Below are 16,851 nucleotides of genomic sequence, written 5' to 3' on the forward strand. Positions count from 1 at the left end.
GTGAACCGCGAAGGCGCCGTCGGTCAGCAGGCTCCGAAACTCGTCGGGCGACCAGGCGCGCGGAACCGTCATCGCAGCCGCATGAATCGCCGCCATGCTGTCAGGCGTCATGGATCCGGGGCGGCGCGTCGCGCGGCGGGGCCGCATCCGCCGGGCGCAGGTAGAGCGGGGCCGGTCGCGGCTGCGGAAGCGCCCGAAGCGCGGCGATCCGGGCGATGGCGCGCACAAGACCGGCGGCATCGAGGGGAGGCACGTCGCCCTCTGAAAGCGCAGGGTCGCCGACCGAACCGGACGACATCGCATAGTGAAGGCCGCGGCCGGCCGGGATGCGGATCTCGTCGGGGTTGTCGGCGGTTGACGCCATCGCGTCGAAGATGGTGACGCCGATGGCCGGAATGCCCAGCCCCAGCGCCAGACCCCGCGCCGCGGCGACCGCAATGCGGATGCCGGTAAAATTGCCGGGGCCGATGCCGACGCCCAGACGTGTCAGGGACGCCCATTCGGCGTTCGCTTCCGCCAACAGCGATTCGACCAGCGGCATCAGGCGTTCGGCCTGACCGCGCGCCATGCTTTCGCTACGTTCCGCGACGATCCGGTCGCCCGACAGCAAAGCGGCCGCGCAATGCGCGGCCGATGTGTCGAAGGCCAGAACGAGAGGATCAGGCCGCGACAGGGCGCACCTCGACCACTTCGGGAATGTAATGCCGCAGCAGATTCTCGATCCCCATCTTCAGCGTCAGCGTGGATGACGGGCACCCGGCGCAGGCCCCCTGCATGTGCAGATAGACGATGCCCCTGTCGAATCCGTGGAACGTGATGTCGCCGCCATCCTGCGCCACGGCGGGCCGTACGCGGGTATCGAGCAGTTCCTTGATCTGCCCGACGATGGCCGCGTCCGGGCCGTCATGGGCGGCATGACCGCCGCTGGCAGCGGCATCGTTCGCCATTGCCGGCTGGCCGGACTGGAAATGTTCCATGACGGCGCCCAGAATGGCCGGTTTCACATGATCCCATTCGACCGCATCGGCCTTCGTCACGGTGACGAAATCGGTCCCGAGAAAGACGCCGGTGACACCCTCGACCGCAAAGATCCGCGACGCGAGGGGCGAAGCGTCTGCGGTGTCGGGATTGGGAAAATCGGCCGTGCCAGCGTCCAGAACGGTCTGCCCCGGCAGAAACTTCAGGGTCGCCGGATTCGGCGTCGATTCGGTCTGAATGAACATGGAACGGCCCTCCTGGCGGCTGAACGTGATATGCGCAGCCCTGCGCCCTCTGTCAAGGATCTGGAACGGTTCTAAACTGGTGGAGCTGTCAGGTGATCTGCTCCAACTGCTCGCGGCTCAACTCGCCCGGAACGATCGTCAGCGGCACCGGCAACCCGCCCGCCCCGCGCGACAATTGGGTGATCAGCGGCCCCGGCCCCCCCTTGTCCGTCCCCGCCCCCAGCACCAGCACGCCGATTTCGGGATCGTCGCGTATCTGACCGATGATCTCGGGCACGGGTTCGCCCTCGCGGATGACCAGCTCCGGATCGACTCCGTGCTTGTCGCGCATCCATTTCGCGAAAACCTCGAAATGGGCGTTGATCCGGTCGCGGGCCTCGCCGCGCATGATCTCGCCGACGCCGATCCAGTGGTTGAACTCGTCCGGTGGAATGACGGACAGCACCGTGACGCCGCCGCCCGTCCTGGCCGCGCGCATCGCCGCGAATCGCATCGCGTTCAGGCATTCGCGGCTGTCGTCGAGGATTACGAGAAACTTGCGCATCTGCCCGCCCTTGTCCGTCTCGCATTGTGGGGATGGGATGCCGGGCGCGCAAGCACCTCAATCGGCTGCGGATGCCGCCCATTCCCAGTAAAGCTGCCGGGCGCGCCGGGTCACGGGATTGCCGTTCGGTCCGGTATCGTAATGCCGGTCCTCGAAGTCCGAAACGGGCGTGACCTTGGCCATGTTTCCGGTCAGGAAAACCTCGTCCGCCTGGCGGAAATCGTCGAAGGTCAGCACCGTCTCGCGCACATCCATCCCGTCGGCCGTCAGGTTGGCGATATGGCGCGCGCGGGTGATACCTGACAGGAACGTGCCGTTCGGCACCGGTGTCAGAACCTCGCCGTCGCGCACCATGAAGACGTTGGCCGTCGCCGTCTCGGCCACGTTTCCCAAGGCGTCGGCCACCAGCGCGTTGTCGAACCCCTTTGCCTGTGCCTCGGCCAGCATGCGGGCGTTGTTGGGATAAAGGCAGCCTGCCTTGGCGTTCACGACCGAGCTTTCGATCACCGGCCGCCGAAACCGCGTCGTCGTCAGGCGGACCGAGGCGTCCTCGGACGGCATGGGGATGGATTCGAGGCAGATGCAGAATCCCGGCTCCGCCGCCGCCGGAACGATGGCACCGGGACCGGATTGGCGCGTCCAGTACATCGGCCTGATATAGACGGCCGCATCTTGGGGATACCGGCGCAGACCTTCCCATACGATCCCGACCATATCCCGCGGGTCGATATGCGGCACCATCATCAGCGCGCGGGCCGAGGCGTTGACGCGGACGCAATGCGCCAGCAGGTCGGGCGCCAGACCGTAGGCATAGCGCGCCCCGTCGAACACCGTTCCGCCCAGCCACGCCCCGTGATCGGCCGCGTTCATCACCGGAACGTCGCCGTCGTGCCAGCGTCCGTCGAACCAGGTGCGAATGTCCGTTCCTGTCGTCATGCCCTTCCCCCCGTCAGCCGCCGACCATGCCCACGATGTCGTAGGTCCGCCGCAGGACGGGCGCAGCGATGGCCCTTGCGCGTTCGGCGCCCCGCGCCAGCAGGCGGTCGATCTCGTCTGCATCCTGCATCAGACGCCGCATCTCGGCGCTGATCGGGGCCAGCCTGTCCACCGCGACATCGGCCAGCAGCGGCTTGAACTGCGCAAATTGCCGGCCCGCGACCTGACCCATCGCATCTTCAAGCGACAGATCCTGCAAGGCGGCGTATATGTTCATCAGGTTCCGGGCTTCGGGCCTGTCCTTCAGACCCTCGACGTTGTCGGGCAGCGGTTCGGGGTCCGTCTTGGCGCGGCGCAGCTTCTTCGCGATGGTGTCCGCGTCGTCGGTCATGTTGATCCTGCTGGCATCGGACGGATCGGATTTCGACATCTTCCTCGTTCCGTCGCGCAGACTCATCACGCGTGTGGCGACGCCCTCGATCACGGGTTCGACCATCGGAAAGAAATCCGTGCCGTAATCGTGGTTGAACTTCGCCGCCACGTCGCGCGTCAGCTCGAGATGCTGCTTTTGATCCTCGCCCACGGGCACGTGCGTCGCATGATAGACAAGGATGTCGGCTGCCATCAGCGCGGGATAGGCGAAAAGGCCCAGCGATGCGTTCTCGGCGTTCTTGCCGGCCTTGTCCTTCCATTGCGTCATCCGGCCCATCCAGCCCATGCGTGCGACGCAGTTGAAGATCCACGCCAGTTGGGCGTGTTCGGCGACCTGCGACTGGTTGAACAGGATCGAGCGTTCGGGATCGAGCCCCGCCGCGATGTAGAACGCCGCCAGTTCGCGGGTGCGCCGGCGCAGATTGTCGGGATCCTGCCAAACGGTGATCGCGTGCATATCGACCACGCAATAGAGCGCCTCCGCCCCCGATTCCTGCGCCGCGACGAACGGCTTCACCGCGCCCAGATAGTTGCCCAGCGTCAGACCGCCGGAAGGCTGAATGCCGGAAAAGACGCGGCGGGGGAAGGTCGTGTCGGCCATTGCGCCGTCCTGCTGGATATGGGGGTCGGTGTGGCTTAGTCCTGCGGTGCGAACCCGTCAAGGAACCCCTCCGATGCGCCATCCGTCCGATGCCAGCCCGTTCAACGCCCTGCCGCCCGTGGTGGTGGGCCTCTGCGCCGTGCTGTTGCTGATCGAGCTTGCGTTCCAGGCCGGCGCGGCGGGCTTCGCGGGCGGCGCCGGGGCGGTGGGATGGCGGATCGAGGCGTTCAACGCCTTCGCCTTTTCGCCGGTGATCTTCGACCGCATGATCGAGACGGGGCAATATCCGCCGCGCGAATTGCTGCGGTTGATCAGCTACAGCTTCGTGCATCTGGGCTTTACCCATCTTCTGTTCGTGCTCGTGTTCCTGCTGGCACTGGGCAAGATGGTGTCCGAAGTGTTTTCGACCGCCGCGGTGCTGACCGTTCTGGCGGTGTCGGCCATTGCCGGCGCGGCGGCCTATGGCCTGCTTCTGGACGATCCGATGGCGCTGGTGGGGGGGTATCCGGCGGTCTATGGCCTGATCGGCGCCTATACGTTCATCCTGTGGGTCGGGTTCGGCGCGGTGGGCGAGAACCGTGCGCGGGCCTTCACGCTGATCGCCTTTTTACTGGGCATCCAGCTTCTGTTCGGGCTGATGTTCGGCGGATCGCCGGAATGGCTGGCGGATCTTGCGGGGTTCGCGACCGGCTTTGCGCTGTCCTTCGTCGTCAGTCCCGGCGGCTGGGGCAGGGTGCGCGCGCGCTTGCGTCAGCGCTGACGGCGCAGGCCCCTTGCGATGTCGCGCAGCGAAAACGCCCCCAGCAGATTGCCGGCCCAGCCATAGCTGAGCACGCCGATGCCGATCAGAAGCGCCAGCGCCGGATAGCGCCAGCCTGCAAGGCCAAGCGCGGGGCCCAGCACCACCTCGGCCAGCCACAGCGCGACGCCCATCAGCAGCGCGGCCAGCACGATCCGCCATATCCGCCGTTTCAGCCGCGCATCGAGGCGCGCCGCCTCGCCCATGCCGCGGGTGAACACGATCAGCAGGATGGCCATTGTCCAGCCGGCCAGCGACGTGCCGATGGCCGCTGCGATGAATCCCAGCGCCGGCGCCAGCCCCACGGCGATGCCCACGTTGACCAGCATCGACACAAGCGCCAGCCAGAACGGTGTCCGCGTATCCTCGCGCGCGAAATAAAGCGGCTGCCATACCTTCTGAAGAACGAAGGCCGGCAGGCCCAGCCCGTAGACGGCCACGGCCAGCGCGGTCGCGGCACTGTCATCCGCCCCGAACGCGCCGCGCTGGAACAGCACCTGCACCAGCGGCAGCGGTATGATCAGGAAGGCGACGGCGCAGGGAACGGACAGGATCAGTGCGAATTCGGCCGCGCGGTTCATCGCGTCGCGCCCGCCTGCCACATCCTGCGCGCCCAGCCGCCGCGACAGATCGGGCAGAAGGACAACGCCGATGGCAATGCCGACGACGCCCAGGGGAAGCTGATAAAGCCGGTCGGCATAGCTGAGCCAGGCGATGGCCCCGTCGAACTGCGATCCGACCTGCCGTCCGACCAGCAGGTTGATCTGCACGACCCCGCCGGCAAGCGCCGCCGGGGCGGCGATGATGGCCAGCTTGCGCAGATCGGGCGTCATGCGGGGCAGGCGCGGCAACAGGCGGAAGCCCGCGCGCGACGCTGCGATCCACACTACGGCCAGCTGCACGATCCCCGCCACCAGCACCGACCACGACAGGGTCAGCCCGGTGGCCCAGCCGAAACGCTGCCCCGCCCAGAGCGCCGCGATCAGGATCACGTTCAGCGCGACAGGGGCCGCGGCGGCGGCCAGAAACCGGCCGGACGCGTTCAGCACCCCCGACAGAAGCGCTGCCAGCGAGATGAGCAGGATATACGGAAAGACGATGCGGCCGAAGACGACGGCCAGATCGAACCGTTCGTCGCCCGCGAACCCCGCCGCCATCGCATAGACCAGGGCGGGCATGAAGACCTGCGCCAGCAGGGTCAGTGCGATCAGCACGGTGGTCAGCCCGGCAAAGGCGTCGCGGGCGAATTCCATCGCGTCCGCCCCGGTTTCCAGCTTGCGCGAGAAAAGCGGCACGAAGGCCATGTTGAACGCGCCTTCGGCGAAGAAGCGGCGGAACATGTTGGGCAGCGCGAACGCCACCAGAAACGCCTGCGCGACCGGGCCGGAACCCAGCGCGGCGGCGATGAAGATCTCGCGCACGAAGCCCAGGATGCGGCTGGCCAGCGTCCATGTGCCGACGGTCAGGAAGCCGCGCATCAGGCGGGGCGCGGGGATGGCAGTTCTGGCTGTGCTCATGGTTCCGCACCGTTTCGCGCGGAGGGAGGGCCCGCCCGCATCCGCGGTCCTCTAGCCGCTTCGGCGGCGCATCGGAAGGGGCGCCGGGCGTGCGGCGTCAGTGATTGCGGGCACGCGCCGCGCCGCTGTCGATCGCCTCGCGCAGCTTGCGTTCCAGCGCGGCCTGCTTGGCGTCGGAATATATCTTCAGCCCGAACATGTCTTTTACATAGAACGTATCGACCACCTGCGCCCCATAGGTGGCGATCACCGCGCTGGAAATCGAGATATGCGCGATGGCCAGCGTCCGGGTCAGATCGTAGAGCAGTCCCGGCCTGTCGCGTGTATCGACCTCGACGATGGTATAGATCTCGGATCCCTCGTTGTCGAAGGCGATGCTGGTCGGCACCCGGAAGTCGCGTTCGCGCTTCTTGATCTTGTCGCGCGTATCCAGCCCCTCGCGGGCGATGACCTCGCCGCGCAGGATCTTGCCGATGGTGCCGCGCAGACGCGGCAGCTTGTGGGGATCGTAGGGATGACCGTCGCCGTCCTGCACCCAGAAGACTGCCGTGGCATAGCCGTCCTTGGACGTGTAGGTGCGCGCATCCACGACATTGGCGCCGACCAGCGCCAGTGCGCCGGCCAGACGGCTGAAAATGCCCGGATGGTCGGACAGCGCGAAACAGATCCGCGTGGCGTCGCGGTCGATATCGGCGGTAACGTCGATCCTGATCTCGTCGTTGCGGATGTCCTTCAGCATCCGTGCGAAGGCCAGGTGGGATTGCAGCCCGAGCCCCTGCCAATAGGGCGGGTAATGGCGCGCGGTCTCGGTCTTCAGGTCCTTCGGATCCCAGTCCGACAGCGCCTCGCGTAGCAGACGCCGCCCTTCGTTTCCCCGCGTCTCGCGGTTGAGCGCCTCGAGGCCGTTTTCCAGCGCGAACGCCGTCTCCTCGTAGAGCGTCTGCAAAAGCTGCGCCTTCCAGTTGTTCCAGGTGCCCGGACCCACGCCGTTGATGTCGCAGACCGTCAGCACGGTCAGCAGGTCCAGCCGCTTGCGCGTGCGCACGGCCTTGGCGAAATCGCGCACGGTGCGCGGATCGCTCAGATCGCGCTTCTGCGCCATGTCTGACATCAGCAGGTGATAGCGCACCAGCCATTCGACGGTCTCGCAATCCGTGCGTCCCAGCCCCAGCCGAGGCGCGACCTTGCGGGCGATGCGCGCGCCCAGGACGGCATGATCCTCGTCCCGGCCCTTGCCGATGTCGTGAAGCAGCAGCGCGACATGCAGAACCCTGCGGTTGGGCCGCTGCGCCATGATTCGGGTGGCGAGGGGCAGGTCGTCCGCCATCTCGCCACGTTCGATCATGGCGAGGTAGTTGAGGCATTGCAGCGTATGCTCGTCCACCGTGTAATGATGATACATGTTGAACTGCATCATCGCGACGATGGGCTCGAACTCGGGCAGGAAGGCGGCAAGCACGCCCAGCTCGTTCATGCGCCGCAGGGCCCTGTCGGGATTGCCGTATTTCAGCAGCAGGTCCATGAAGATGCGGATCGCCTCGGGATCGCGCCGCATGTCGTCGTCCACAAGGCCCAGATTGGCCGCGATGACCCGCATAGCGTCGGGGTGCAGCAGCGTCGCGGTGCGCAGGGCTTCCTCGAATATGCGCAGGATATTCAGCTTGTCCGCCAGGAACGCCTGTTCGTCGGCGATGGCCAGCCGGTTCTGCACGAGGGCGTAACCGGGCCGCGCGCGCTTGCGCCGCGACTTGCCGACAAGGTCGGGCGCGTCCTTCTTGTGGTCGGCCTCCAGCGCGGTCAGCATGATGCGGGTCAGATCTCCCACGCGGGTCGCATGGCGGAAATAGTCCTGCATGAAATGTTCGACCCCGCGCCGCCCCCCTCGGTCGCGATAGCCCATCCGCGCCGCCACCTCGACCTGAAGATCGAAGGTCAGCTGATCCGCCGCGCGTCCAGCCACAAGGTGCAGATGGCAGCGCACCGCCAGCAGGAACGATTCGGCCCGGAGGAAGACGGCGAATTCGTCGGCGGTGAAGGTGCCGCAGGCGACAAGATCGGCCACGTCCTGTACGCCGTTGACGTATTTGGCGATCCAGAACAGCGTCTGAAGATCGCGCAGGCCGCCCTTGCCTTCCTTCACGTTGGGTTCGACGACGTAGCGCTGGTTGCCCTGCCGGGCGTGCCGGCGGGCGCGTTCGGCCAGTTTGGCGGCCACGTATTCGGGGCCGGTCCCCGCGAACAGTTCGGTGCGCAGCCGGGACTGAAGTTCGTCCGCCAATGCGGCATGTCCGGCAAGGAACCGATGCTCCAGCAGGGCGGTGCGGATGGTGAAATCGTCGCGCCCCAGCCGCAGGCAATCGTCCACGGTGCGGCTGGAATGCCCGACCTTCAGATGCAGATCCCAGAAGATGTAGAGCATCGATTCGATCACGCTTTCGGCCCAGGCGGTCAGCTTCCAGGGGCTGAGAAACAGCAGATCGACGTCCGAGAAGGGCGCCATTTCGGCCCGGCCGTATCCGCCGACCGCAATCACGGCTAGATGTTCGGCCTGCGTCGGGTTCGGGCGGGGATGCAGACGCGTGGTTGCGACCTCGAACACGCAGGCGACGATGCAATCGGTCAGATAGGAATAGGCCGAAACCGTCTGCCGTGCGGCCGACGGATCCGCCGCGAAGGCGTCGGCAATGGCGGACCGTCCGGCCGCATGCGCCGGCTTGAGGTGCGAGACGACGATGGCGCGCATGGCCGCCGGATCGTCCGCCGGCGCCAGTTCGGCGGACATGCCGGCCATGACGGCGGGCATGTCGAAGATGTCCGCCTCCGGCCGGATCAGATCCTTGGGGTGACGGTGGCTGTCGTCGGGGGCCGCCGGCTCAGAAACCGGCGGCACCGAAGCGGCGTGGAGCGGGATCAACGATGACGACCTGATTGTTCTGGATCTGCGCGATGGCCAGTGCCCGTTGCGTCGTGCCGTCCGGGCGCAGGCGGAAGACGCCGGACGATCCGGCGAACCCGTCCGGCTGGGTCAGTGCCCGGCCCGTCAGCGCGTCCGACCGTCCGCTGGCGACCAGCGATCCGATGGCCTGGATCGCGTCATAGGCAAGCCCCGCCAGCGGATGCGGCGCGCTGCCATAGGCGGCACGATAGCGCGCCTCGAACTGGTCCAGCACGGATTGGTCGGGCAGGGTGAACAGACCGCCCTGAAGACCCGGCAGCGTCAGCGCCTGCGGCAGGCTGTTCCAGCGCGTCAGTCCCAGCATGCGAACCTGCCCCGGATCGACGCCGTTTTCGGGCAATGTCGTGGCGATCAGGGGCAGGTCGCTGTCGACATTGGCGGTCAGGAAGACCGACGTGGCCCCGGACGACTGCACGGTTTGCGCGATGCGCGGTCCCGCCGCGACAATGCCCTGCTGCGACAGCGGATAGGATTCCACCCCGGCAACGCGGATATTGTTCGCCCTTGCGGCGTTGACGATGGCGTCGCGCCCGACCTGTCCCGCCAGATCGTCGGAATGAACGACGACGACACTGTTGCGCCCCTGCCGCACCGCATAGGCCGACAGCCGCCCCGCAATGTCCGAGAATGTCTGCCCCAGCACGAAGACGTTGCCGCCCGCCAGTGCCGCGTTGTTGGAAAACGACAGCACGTTCACGTTCCGGCCTGCCGTGGCGGATGTCACCGCCGCCGTGGTCTGGCTGTAAAGCGGCCCGACGATGATGCCCGCGCCGTCCGCGATCGCCTGCTGCGCGGCGGCGGCGGCGGTCGCGGGGTTGCCGGCGGTGTCGTAGACGCGCAGGTCGATGCGGACGTTGCGCAGATCATTCACCGCAAGCCGCGCCGCGTTTTCAAGGCTTTGGCCCACAACGCCGCCGCCGCCGCCTTCGCCCTTGGGAACCAGCAGCGCGACCGGCACGGGGGCGGACGGATCGACCGAAGGGCCACCGCGACCGGCGCCGGTCGTCATCGGCTGACACGCCGCCAGCGCCACAAGCGTCGCGGCAAGCGTGGCCAGACGGGCCAACGGGTTGCGAACGGATCGAATCGAGGCAAACATCCCGGCAACTCCCTCTATTCCGGTCGGTCCCGCCGGGGCGTCCTCGCCGGGCCAATGAGAAGGCGACCCTATGCGCAGCACCGGCCCAAGTAAATCGGTCCCGTCCTCATGAGCGTCGGGGCACCGACCGGATCGCTGACGCTGGTGGCGACGCCCATCGGATCGGCGCGCGACATCACTCTGCGCGCGCTCGACATCCTGCGCGATGCGGACGTGCTGGTCGCCGAGGATACCCGCACGCTGCGCAAGCTGATGCAGATCCACGGCATTCCTGTCGGCGGCCGGCCGGTGCTGGCCTATCACGATCACAACGGCGCCGCCATGCGGCCGCGTCTGCTGGACCTGATCCGCGAAGGCAGATCGGTGGCCTATGCGTCCGATGCGGGCACGCCGCTGATCGCGGATCCGGGTTACGCCCTTGCGCGCGAAGCCACCCTGGCGGGGCTGCGGGTGACGACCGCGCCGGGCGCCTCGGCGGTTCTGACGGCGCTGTCGCTTTCGGGGCTGCCGACCGACCGTTTCCTGTTCGCCGGTTTCCTGCCGCCGACCGACGACGCCCGCGCGACCGCGCTTGCCGAACTCGCCTCTGTTCCCGCGACGCTGGTCTTCTACGAAGCGCCAAGCCGTTGCGCGCGGATGCTCGACGGCCTGCTGCGCAGCCTCGGCGACCGGGATGCGGCGCTTTGCCGGGAACTGACCAAAAAGTTCGAGGAGGTGCGCCGCGGCCCCCTGTCGGTGCTGCTTGCGGGATGTCAGGAGAATCCGCCGCGGGGCGAAATCGTGATCGTGGTGGATCGCGACCGCAGCGTCGCGTCTTCCGACGACATCGACGCCGACCTGCGCCACGCGATGCAGACGATGAGCGTCAAGGACGCCGCAACCACCATCGCGGGCGCGCGCAACGTGCCGCGCCGCGAGGTCTATCAGCGCGCCTTGCGTATGCAGGACCGCGAATGAGCGGCGCGCGATCTTATCGGGCGGGCCTTGCCGCCGAGGAACGGGTCGCCGCCGAATACCGGCGCACCGGGCATGTCGCCCTTGAACGCCGATGGCGCGGCGCGGGCGGCGAGATCGACCTGATATTCCACAAGGGTGCCGAGGTGATCTTTGTCGAGGTCAAGCAATCGCGCAGCCACGACCGTGCGGCGGCAAGCCTGTCGCAGCGCCAGATCGCCCGGCTCTATGCCGCCGCGGCCGAGTTTCTGGGAACCCGACCCGAAGGATCGCTGACACCCGCGCGCTTCGATGTCGCGACCGTCGACGGGACGGGGCGCGTGTCAATTCTGGAAAACGCCTTCGCGTGATTGTCAGTCCCGTCGCCAGCGGGCATGTAGGACCGGCCCGAGCGGAGAATGCATGTGAGCCTCAAGATCGCCTTTCAGATGGACCCGCTGGGCGCCGTCAATATCGACGCCGACAGCACCTTTCGCCTTATGGTCGAGGCGCAGGAACGGGGTCATTCGCTGTTCTACTATACCCCCGACAAGCTGTCGTGGCGCGACAACGCGGTCCGCGCCCGCGGCTGGCCCGTCACCGTCCGGCGCGAGCGGGGCAACCATTTCTCGGCCGGGGACGAGACCGAGATCGTGCTGTCCACCTGCGACGTAATCTGGCTGCGCCAGGATCCGCCCTTCGACATGGGCTATATCACCACCACACATCTGCTCGACCTGGTGGGGGGCAGAACGCTGGTGGTCAACGATCCCTTCTGGGTGCGCAACTATCCCGAAAAGCTGCTGGTGCTGAAGTTTCCCGACCTTCATCCGCCGACGGTCGTGGCGCGCGATCTGGGGGCTTTGCAGAAATTCAAGGCGGATCACGGCGACATCATCGTCAAGCCGCTTTACGGCAATGGCGGGGCAGGGGTGTTCCGCCTGCCCGACAGCGACCGCAACCTGGCCTCGCTGCACGAGATGTTCACCGGCATCAACAACGAGCCGTTGATCGCGCAGCAATACCTGCCTGCGGTCAGCGCCGGCGACAAGCGGATCATCCTTGTCGATGGCGAGGCCGTGGGCGCCATCAACCGCATTCCGGCGCAGGGCGAGACGCGGTCGAACATGCATGTGGGCGGGCGCCCCGAACCCGTCGCGCTGACCGCGCGGGACCGCGAGATCTGCGAAGCGATCGGCCCGCTGCTGCGCGAAAAGGGCCAGGTCTTTGTCGGGATTGACGTAATCGGCGACTGGCTGACGGAAATCAACGTCACATCGCCCACCGGCATTCAGGAACTGGAACGGTTCGACGGCGTGAACGTCGCCGCCCTGATCTGGGAGGCGGTGGAGCGGCGGCTGGTCTGACGGCCCTCAGCGCCCCGCCGGCAGGCGGAACGCGACGGCCTCGGCGATATGCGGCAGGCGGACGGTGTCCGACCCGTCGAGATCGGCAATCGTGCGGGCCACGCGCAGGATGCGGTGATAGCCGCGCGCGGTAAGGCCAAAGCGATCCGCCGCACGAGCCAGGAACGCCCGCCCTTCGGGATCGGGGCCGGCAATGTCGTCCAGCAGCGCGCCGCCGGCATCCGCGTTCACGCGCACGCCTTCCACCCCGTCGAACCGCCGCGCCTGCACCTTGCGCGCTTCGGCCACGCGGGCGGCGACGATTGCCGAAGTCTCTCCGGTGGCGGGCGCATCCAGGTCGGCGAACGCCACCGGCGGCACGTCCACGCGCAGATCGAAGCGGTCCAGCAGCGGCCCCGAGATGCGGTTCATGTATTCCTCGCCGCAGACCGGCACGCGGGCGCAGGCGCGCGCGGGATCGGTCATGTATCCGCAGCGGCAGGGATTGGCGGCGGCGATCAGCAGAAACCGGCAGGGATAGCGGACATGCGCATTGGCCCGCGCGATGACGACATCGCCCGTCTCGATGGGCTGGCGCAGCGTTTCCAGCACGGGCCGGGCGAATTCGGGAAACTCGTCCATGAACAGCACGCCGTTATGCGCCAGGCTGATCTGGCCGGGCTTGGCCCCCTTGCCGCCGCCGACGATGGCGGCCATCGACGCGGTGTGATGCGGTTCCTGAAAGGGACGCGCACGGCTGATGCCGCCTTCGTCCAGCAACCCCGCCAGCGAATGGATCATCGACGTTTCCAGCGCCTCGGCGGCGGTCAGGGGCGGCAGGATGCCCGGCAGACGCTGGGCCAGCATGGACTTGCCCGATCCGGGCGTTCCGACCATCAGCAGGTGGTGCCGTCCGGCGGCGGCGATTTCCAGCGCGCGCTTGGCGCGTTCCTGGCCCTTCACCTCGGACAGATCCCGGCCTGCGGGCGGATCCAGCACCTCGCCCGCTTCGGACGGATCCAGCGGGGCCTGCCCGGTGAAGTGCTGGATGGCGGCCGCCAACGAGCGGGGGGCGATCACCGTCGCCGCATCGACCCACGCGGCCTCGGCCCCGCAGGGCTGGGGACAAAGCAGCAGGCGATCTTCCTCGACCGCCGTCATCGCGGCGGGCAGCGCGCCGATAATCGGCATCAAGGTGCCGTCCAGCGCCAGTTCACCCAAGGCCAGCGTCGTCTCGACCGCCTCGCGCGGGACGATGTCCAGTTCGGCCAGCAGCGCCATAGCGATGGGCAGATCGAAATGGCTGCCCTCTTTCGGCAGGTCGGCAGGGGCCAGGTTGACGGTGATACGTTTGGACGGCAGCGCGATGGCCATCGACCCCAGCGCCGCGCGGATCCGGTCACGCGCCTCGGACACGGCCTTGTCGGGCAGGCCGACGATGGAAAACGCGGGCAGACCGGGCGAGACGGCGCATTGCACTTCGACCAGCCGCGCCTCGATCCCCTCGAACGCCACGGTATAGGCGCGTGTGACCACGATGGCCCTTTCTGTTTCCCACCCACCCGGCGGATAGACGCCGCATCTTTAGGAATGGTTAACCACCGGCCAGTTGGCGGGTGGATGATCGCGGCCGTATTGCGGCAGATCCGGCCCTTGTATCAACGCGGCCGCACGCCACGCGTCGAAGGACGGATGCGGCAGATGCACGGCGACATAGGCGGCTGCCTGCGGCGTTACCGGCAGACCGTAGCCTGCGATGCGCGCCGCGACAGGGGCGAAGAACGCATCGGCCACGCAGTAATCGCCGCAGAGCCACGGGCCCTCGGCCCCGCAGGTTTTCCGCGCCTGGGACCAGATCGTGTCGAGGCGACCGAGCTCGCGCAGAACCGCGTCGCTTGGTCCGGTGTCGCGATAGGCTTGCCGCAGGTTCATCGGATAGTCGCCGCGCAGGGCCGCGAAGCCGCTGTGCATCTCGGCCGTCAAGGTCCGGGCGGTGGCGCGGGCGTGCGGACTTGCGGGCCAGTGACCCGCCTCGGGGTGACGGCTCGCCAGTTCCTCGGCGATGGCCAGGCTGTCGTGAACGACGGCGCCTTCCGGGGTGATTCAGGTCGGCACGGTGCGGGCCGGCGCATGATTGGCCAAGGTGCGCGCCATGCTGCCATCGGCAAGCGACACGAAGCGCACGGGCACGTCCAGGCCGAAAGCATGGAACAGCAGCCAGCCGCGCAGCGACCAACTGGAAAAGGCGCGGTCGCCAAGGATGAGCATGTCCGTATTCCTTGTAGTTCAGGGCACCTGGCCCGCTGGCCATGTTACGGGATGTGATTGACAGGTTCGGCGCGGCCGTTCCCGAGATCGACGCGCGTCACCGATAGGTTGTCGATGCGCTGCGCGAAGGCCTGCCGGGTCGTCAGCCCCCCGGCCCGCTGGATCTGCGTCAGGATGGGGCCGAAATGGGCCACGACGACGATTTCCGGTGCCAGTCCCATCAGCCGGTCCGCTGCCGCATCGACCCGCATGCGCAGGTCGTTCCAGCTTTCCCCGCCGGGCGGCCGGACATCGCCGGGACTGTCCCAGAAGGCGCGGATGCCGACCGGATCCTCCTGCGCGATTTCGTCGTGGGACCGAAGCTCCCAGTCGCCAAAGCTCATTTCGCGCAGGTCGGGGTCGGGGGGCAGAAGCGGGCGGTCGCCGCGTATCGCATCCGCGGTGACAATCGCGCGCAGCAGGGTGGAGGATACGACCGGCGCCTTCGCCGGCAGGAATCCCGACAGGCGATCCAGCAGACCCGCATCCGAAAGATCGGCCGGCAGGTCCGACCACCCGACCATCGTCCTGGCATGCGTCGGCGCATGCCTGACCCACCAGAGCGCCGTCATGACGCCCCCTCGGGCAGCGTGCCCTTCAACGCAAGGGGCAGCCCGGCCATCACCCCGACGACCCGATCCGCTTCGGCGGCAAGCGCGCGGTTCAGACGGCCCTGCGCCTCGCGGAACCGCCGCGACAGCGCGTTGTCCGGCACGATGCCCAGCCCGACCTCGTTGCTGACGACGATCAGCGGACAGGGGCGGGCGGCGATGGCCGCCAGCAGGTCGATAATCGCCCCATCCGTGTCCCTGCCTGCCAGCAGGACGTTCGTGAGCCATAATGTCGCACAATCGACCAGCGCCGCCCCCCCCGCAGGCAGCGCCGCGATGCTGCGCCCAAGCTCCAGCGGAACCTCGACCGTCTGCCAGCCATCGGCGGCGCGACCCTTGCGATGCAAGGCGATCTTGGCCGTCATCTCGTCGTCGAAGGGTTGCGCGGTGGCGATGTAGGTCAGCGGCAGGCGGGTCGCGCGGGCGATCCGTTCGGCCATTGCCGACTTGCCCGAGGACGCCCCCCCTAGAACAAATACCAGCGGAGGCAACATCGGCGGGGGAACTTTCCATTGTCGGGCGGCGTCTGCCCTGCGTAGCATCGACCGAGCGGACAGTTAAGCGGGATCGCCGTGACACGGACGCCGCCCGTATCGGAGGAGTTGAGATGGCACTGGATGGATTCTCCGATCAGACGATGTCCCGCAAGGCCATGCAGGCCGAATTGCTGGATGCCGAAACCGAATTGCGCCTTGCCTATGCCTGGCGCGATCAGCGGGACGAGGCGGCGCTGCATCGCCTGATAACCGCCTATATGCGGCTGGCGATCAGCATGGCCGCCAAGTTCCGCCGGTATGGCGCCCCGATGAACGATCTGATCCAGGAGGCCGGGCTGGGTCTGATGAAGGCTGCGGACAAGTTCGACCCCGATCGCGGTGTGCGGTTCTCGACCTATGCCGTGTGGTGGATCAAGGCCAGCATTCAGGACTATGTGATGCGCAACTGGTCCATGGTGCGCACCGGATCGACCAGCAGCCAGAAGTCGCTGTTCTTCAACATGCGCCGGGTGCAGGCCCGCCTTGAACGCGAGGCCGCCGCGCGGGGCGAACGGCTGGACCGTCACCAGATGCGTCAGATGATCTCGACCGAGGTGGGGGTGCCGCTGCACGATGTCGAAATGATGGAAGGGCGGTTGGCCGGGTCGGACTTTTCGCTCAACGCCACCCAATCGACCGAGGATGAGGGCCGTCAGTGGATCGACGCCTTGCAGGACGAAAGCGCGCAGGCGGACGAAACGGTGACGCATGCCAAGGATCTGGCGACGCTTCGGCAATGGCTGGTTTCGGCGATGGGGCAATTGAACGAACGCGAACGGTTCATCGTCCGCGAACGCAAGCTGCGTGATCAGCCCCGCACGCTGGAATCGCTGGGTGTCGAGCTTGGCTTGAGCAAGGAGCGGGTGCGCCAGCTGGAAGCGGCCGCCTTCGGCAAGCTGCGTCGCTCTTTGGAAACGCAATCGGCCGAGGTCCGTCATTTTCTGGCGTAACGCTGCGCTGGTCGCCATCGCTGCGCTGATCTTTGCCCCGGCGACGGCCCGGACCGATGCC

Annotated in this window: 18 protein-coding genes; 5 read left to right on the plus strand and 13 right to left on the minus strand. The window is 67.3% G+C overall.

The window, feature by feature from the left end; translation table 11 throughout:
- Positions 1–100: 100 nt before the first annotated feature.
- The 5 genes from tsaB to trpS all read right to left on the minus strand — a co-directional run bounded on the left by tsaB (position 101) and on the right by trpS (position 3,736).
- On the minus strand, positions 101–610 hold the full coding sequence (tsaB, locus tag OCGS_RS09315) for a tRNA (adenosine(37)-N6)-threonylcarbamoyltransferase complex dimerization subunit type 1 TsaB (RefSeq protein ID WP_007426986.1): 510 nt from the start codon (positions 608–610) through the stop codon (positions 101–103).
- 49 nt (positions 611–659) lie between these two features.
- Positions 660–1,223: a NifU family protein gene (locus tag OCGS_RS09320; RefSeq protein WP_007426987.1), complete on the minus strand. Its 564-nt coding sequence runs from the start codon at positions 1,221–1,223 to the stop codon at positions 660–662.
- A gap of 88 nt (positions 1,224–1,311) precedes the next feature.
- The gene (locus OCGS_RS09325) at positions 1,312–1,767 is read right to left on the minus strand and encodes a universal stress protein (protein WP_007426988.1); all 456 of its coding nucleotides are present in this window, start codon (positions 1,765–1,767) and stop codon (positions 1,312–1,314) included.
- A gap of 57 nt (positions 1,768–1,824) precedes the next feature.
- Positions 1,825–2,703 carry a branched-chain amino acid aminotransferase gene (locus OCGS_RS09330; RefSeq protein ID WP_007426989.1) on the minus strand — a complete coding sequence of 293 codons (879 nt, stop codon included), beginning with the start codon at positions 2,701–2,703 and terminating at the stop codon, positions 1,825–1,827.
- 13 nt (positions 2,704–2,716) lie between these two features.
- Positions 2,717–3,736 (minus strand): tryptophan--tRNA ligase, encoded by a 1,020-nt coding sequence (gene trpS / locus OCGS_RS09335; protein ID WP_007426990.1) that lies wholly within the window; start codon positions 3,734–3,736, stop codon positions 2,717–2,719.
- Between the two features lie 73 nt (positions 3,737–3,809).
- Here trpS and OCGS_RS09340 point away from each other — a divergent pair, with 73 nt between their 5' ends.
- Positions 3,810–4,496 (plus strand): rhomboid family intramembrane serine protease, encoded by a 687-nt coding sequence (locus OCGS_RS09340; RefSeq protein WP_007426991.1) that lies wholly within the window; start codon positions 3,810–3,812, stop codon positions 4,494–4,496.
- Here the strand turns inward: OCGS_RS09340 and murJ are convergent.
- From murJ to OCGS_RS09355, 3 genes are all read right to left on the minus strand, one after another.
- Positions 4,487–6,052 (minus strand): murein biosynthesis integral membrane protein MurJ, encoded by a 1,566-nt coding sequence (gene murJ / locus OCGS_RS09345; RefSeq protein WP_007426992.1) that lies wholly within the window; start codon positions 6,050–6,052, stop codon positions 4,487–4,489. The two genes, OCGS_RS09340 and murJ, sit on opposite strands and share 10 nt — an antisense overlap.
- Positions 6,053–6,149: 97 nt before the next feature.
- Positions 6,150–8,942 carry a [protein-PII] uridylyltransferase gene (locus OCGS_RS09350; protein ID WP_007426993.1) on the minus strand — a complete coding sequence of 931 codons (2,793 nt, stop codon included), beginning with the start codon at positions 8,940–8,942 and terminating at the stop codon, positions 6,150–6,152.
- Positions 8,926–10,107 carry a penicillin-binding protein activator gene (locus tag OCGS_RS09355; protein ID WP_007426994.1) on the minus strand — a complete coding sequence of 394 codons (1,182 nt, stop codon included), beginning with the start codon at positions 10,105–10,107 and terminating at the stop codon, positions 8,926–8,928. The genes OCGS_RS09350 and OCGS_RS09355 overlap by 17 nt, the downstream gene beginning before the upstream one ends.
- A gap of 108 nt (positions 10,108–10,215) precedes the next feature.
- Between OCGS_RS09355 and rsmI the strand changes: the two genes are divergently transcribed.
- From rsmI to gshB, 3 genes are read left to right on the plus strand one after another with little or no spacing between them, the layout of a single operon-like run.
- Positions 10,216–11,064, plus strand: coding sequence for a 16S rRNA (cytidine(1402)-2'-O)-methyltransferase (rsmI, locus tag OCGS_RS09360; protein WP_007426995.1), 849 nt, complete (start codon positions 10,216–10,218; stop codon positions 11,062–11,064).
- Entirely contained in the window at positions 11,061–11,411 is a 351-nt protein-coding gene (locus OCGS_RS09365) for a YraN family protein (protein ID WP_007426996.1), read from the plus strand. Before rsmI ends, OCGS_RS09365 begins: the two co-directional genes overlap by 4 nt.
- A 54-nt stretch (positions 11,412–11,465) precedes the next feature.
- The gene (gene gshB / locus OCGS_RS09370; protein WP_007426997.1) at positions 11,466–12,407 is read left to right on the plus strand and encodes a glutathione synthase; all 942 of its coding nucleotides are present in this window, start codon (positions 11,466–11,468) and stop codon (positions 12,405–12,407) included.
- A gap of 6 nt (positions 12,408–12,413) precedes the next feature.
- On the opposite strand, the gene OCGS_RS09375 is transcribed toward gshB, so the two are convergent.
- From OCGS_RS09375 to cobU, 5 genes are all read right to left on the minus strand, one after another.
- The gene (locus tag OCGS_RS09375; protein ID WP_007426998.1) at positions 12,414–13,922 is read right to left on the minus strand and encodes a YifB family Mg chelatase-like AAA ATPase; all 1,509 of its coding nucleotides are present in this window, start codon (positions 13,920–13,922) and stop codon (positions 12,414–12,416) included.
- A 48-nt stretch (positions 13,923–13,970) separates the two neighbouring features.
- Positions 13,971–14,357 (minus strand): glutathione S-transferase family protein, encoded by a 387-nt coding sequence (locus OCGS_RS15470; protein WP_007426999.1) that lies wholly within the window; start codon positions 14,355–14,357, stop codon positions 13,971–13,973.
- A 132-nt stretch (positions 14,358–14,489) separates the two neighbouring features.
- Positions 14,490–14,654 carry a thioredoxin domain-containing protein gene (locus OCGS_RS15475; RefSeq protein ID WP_007427000.1) on the minus strand — a complete coding sequence of 55 codons (165 nt, stop codon included), beginning with the start codon at positions 14,652–14,654 and terminating at the stop codon, positions 14,490–14,492.
- 44 nt (positions 14,655–14,698) lie between these two features.
- A complete protein-coding gene (locus OCGS_RS09385) occupies positions 14,699–15,265 on the minus strand; it encodes a histidine phosphatase family protein (protein ID WP_040610873.1) in 567 nt (188 codons plus the stop codon).
- Complete coding sequence (gene cobU, locus OCGS_RS09390) at positions 15,262–15,798, minus strand: bifunctional adenosylcobinamide kinase/adenosylcobinamide-phosphate guanylyltransferase (RefSeq protein ID WP_040610874.1); 537 nt, start codon at positions 15,796–15,798, stop codon at positions 15,262–15,264. The genes OCGS_RS09385 and cobU overlap by 4 nt, the downstream gene beginning before the upstream one ends.
- Before the next feature lie 113 nt (positions 15,799–15,911).
- Here cobU and OCGS_RS09395 point away from each other — a divergent pair, with 113 nt between their 5' ends.
- Complete coding sequence (locus OCGS_RS09395; RefSeq protein WP_007427003.1) at positions 15,912–16,790, plus strand: RNA polymerase factor sigma-32; 879 nt, start codon at positions 15,912–15,914, stop codon at positions 16,788–16,790.
- Positions 16,791–16,851: the final 61 nt, after the last annotated feature.

Source organism: Oceaniovalibus guishaninsula JLT2003 (assembly GCF_000299575.1).
GTDB lineage: Bacteria > Pseudomonadota > Alphaproteobacteria > Rhodobacterales > Rhodobacteraceae > Palleronia > Palleronia guishaninsula.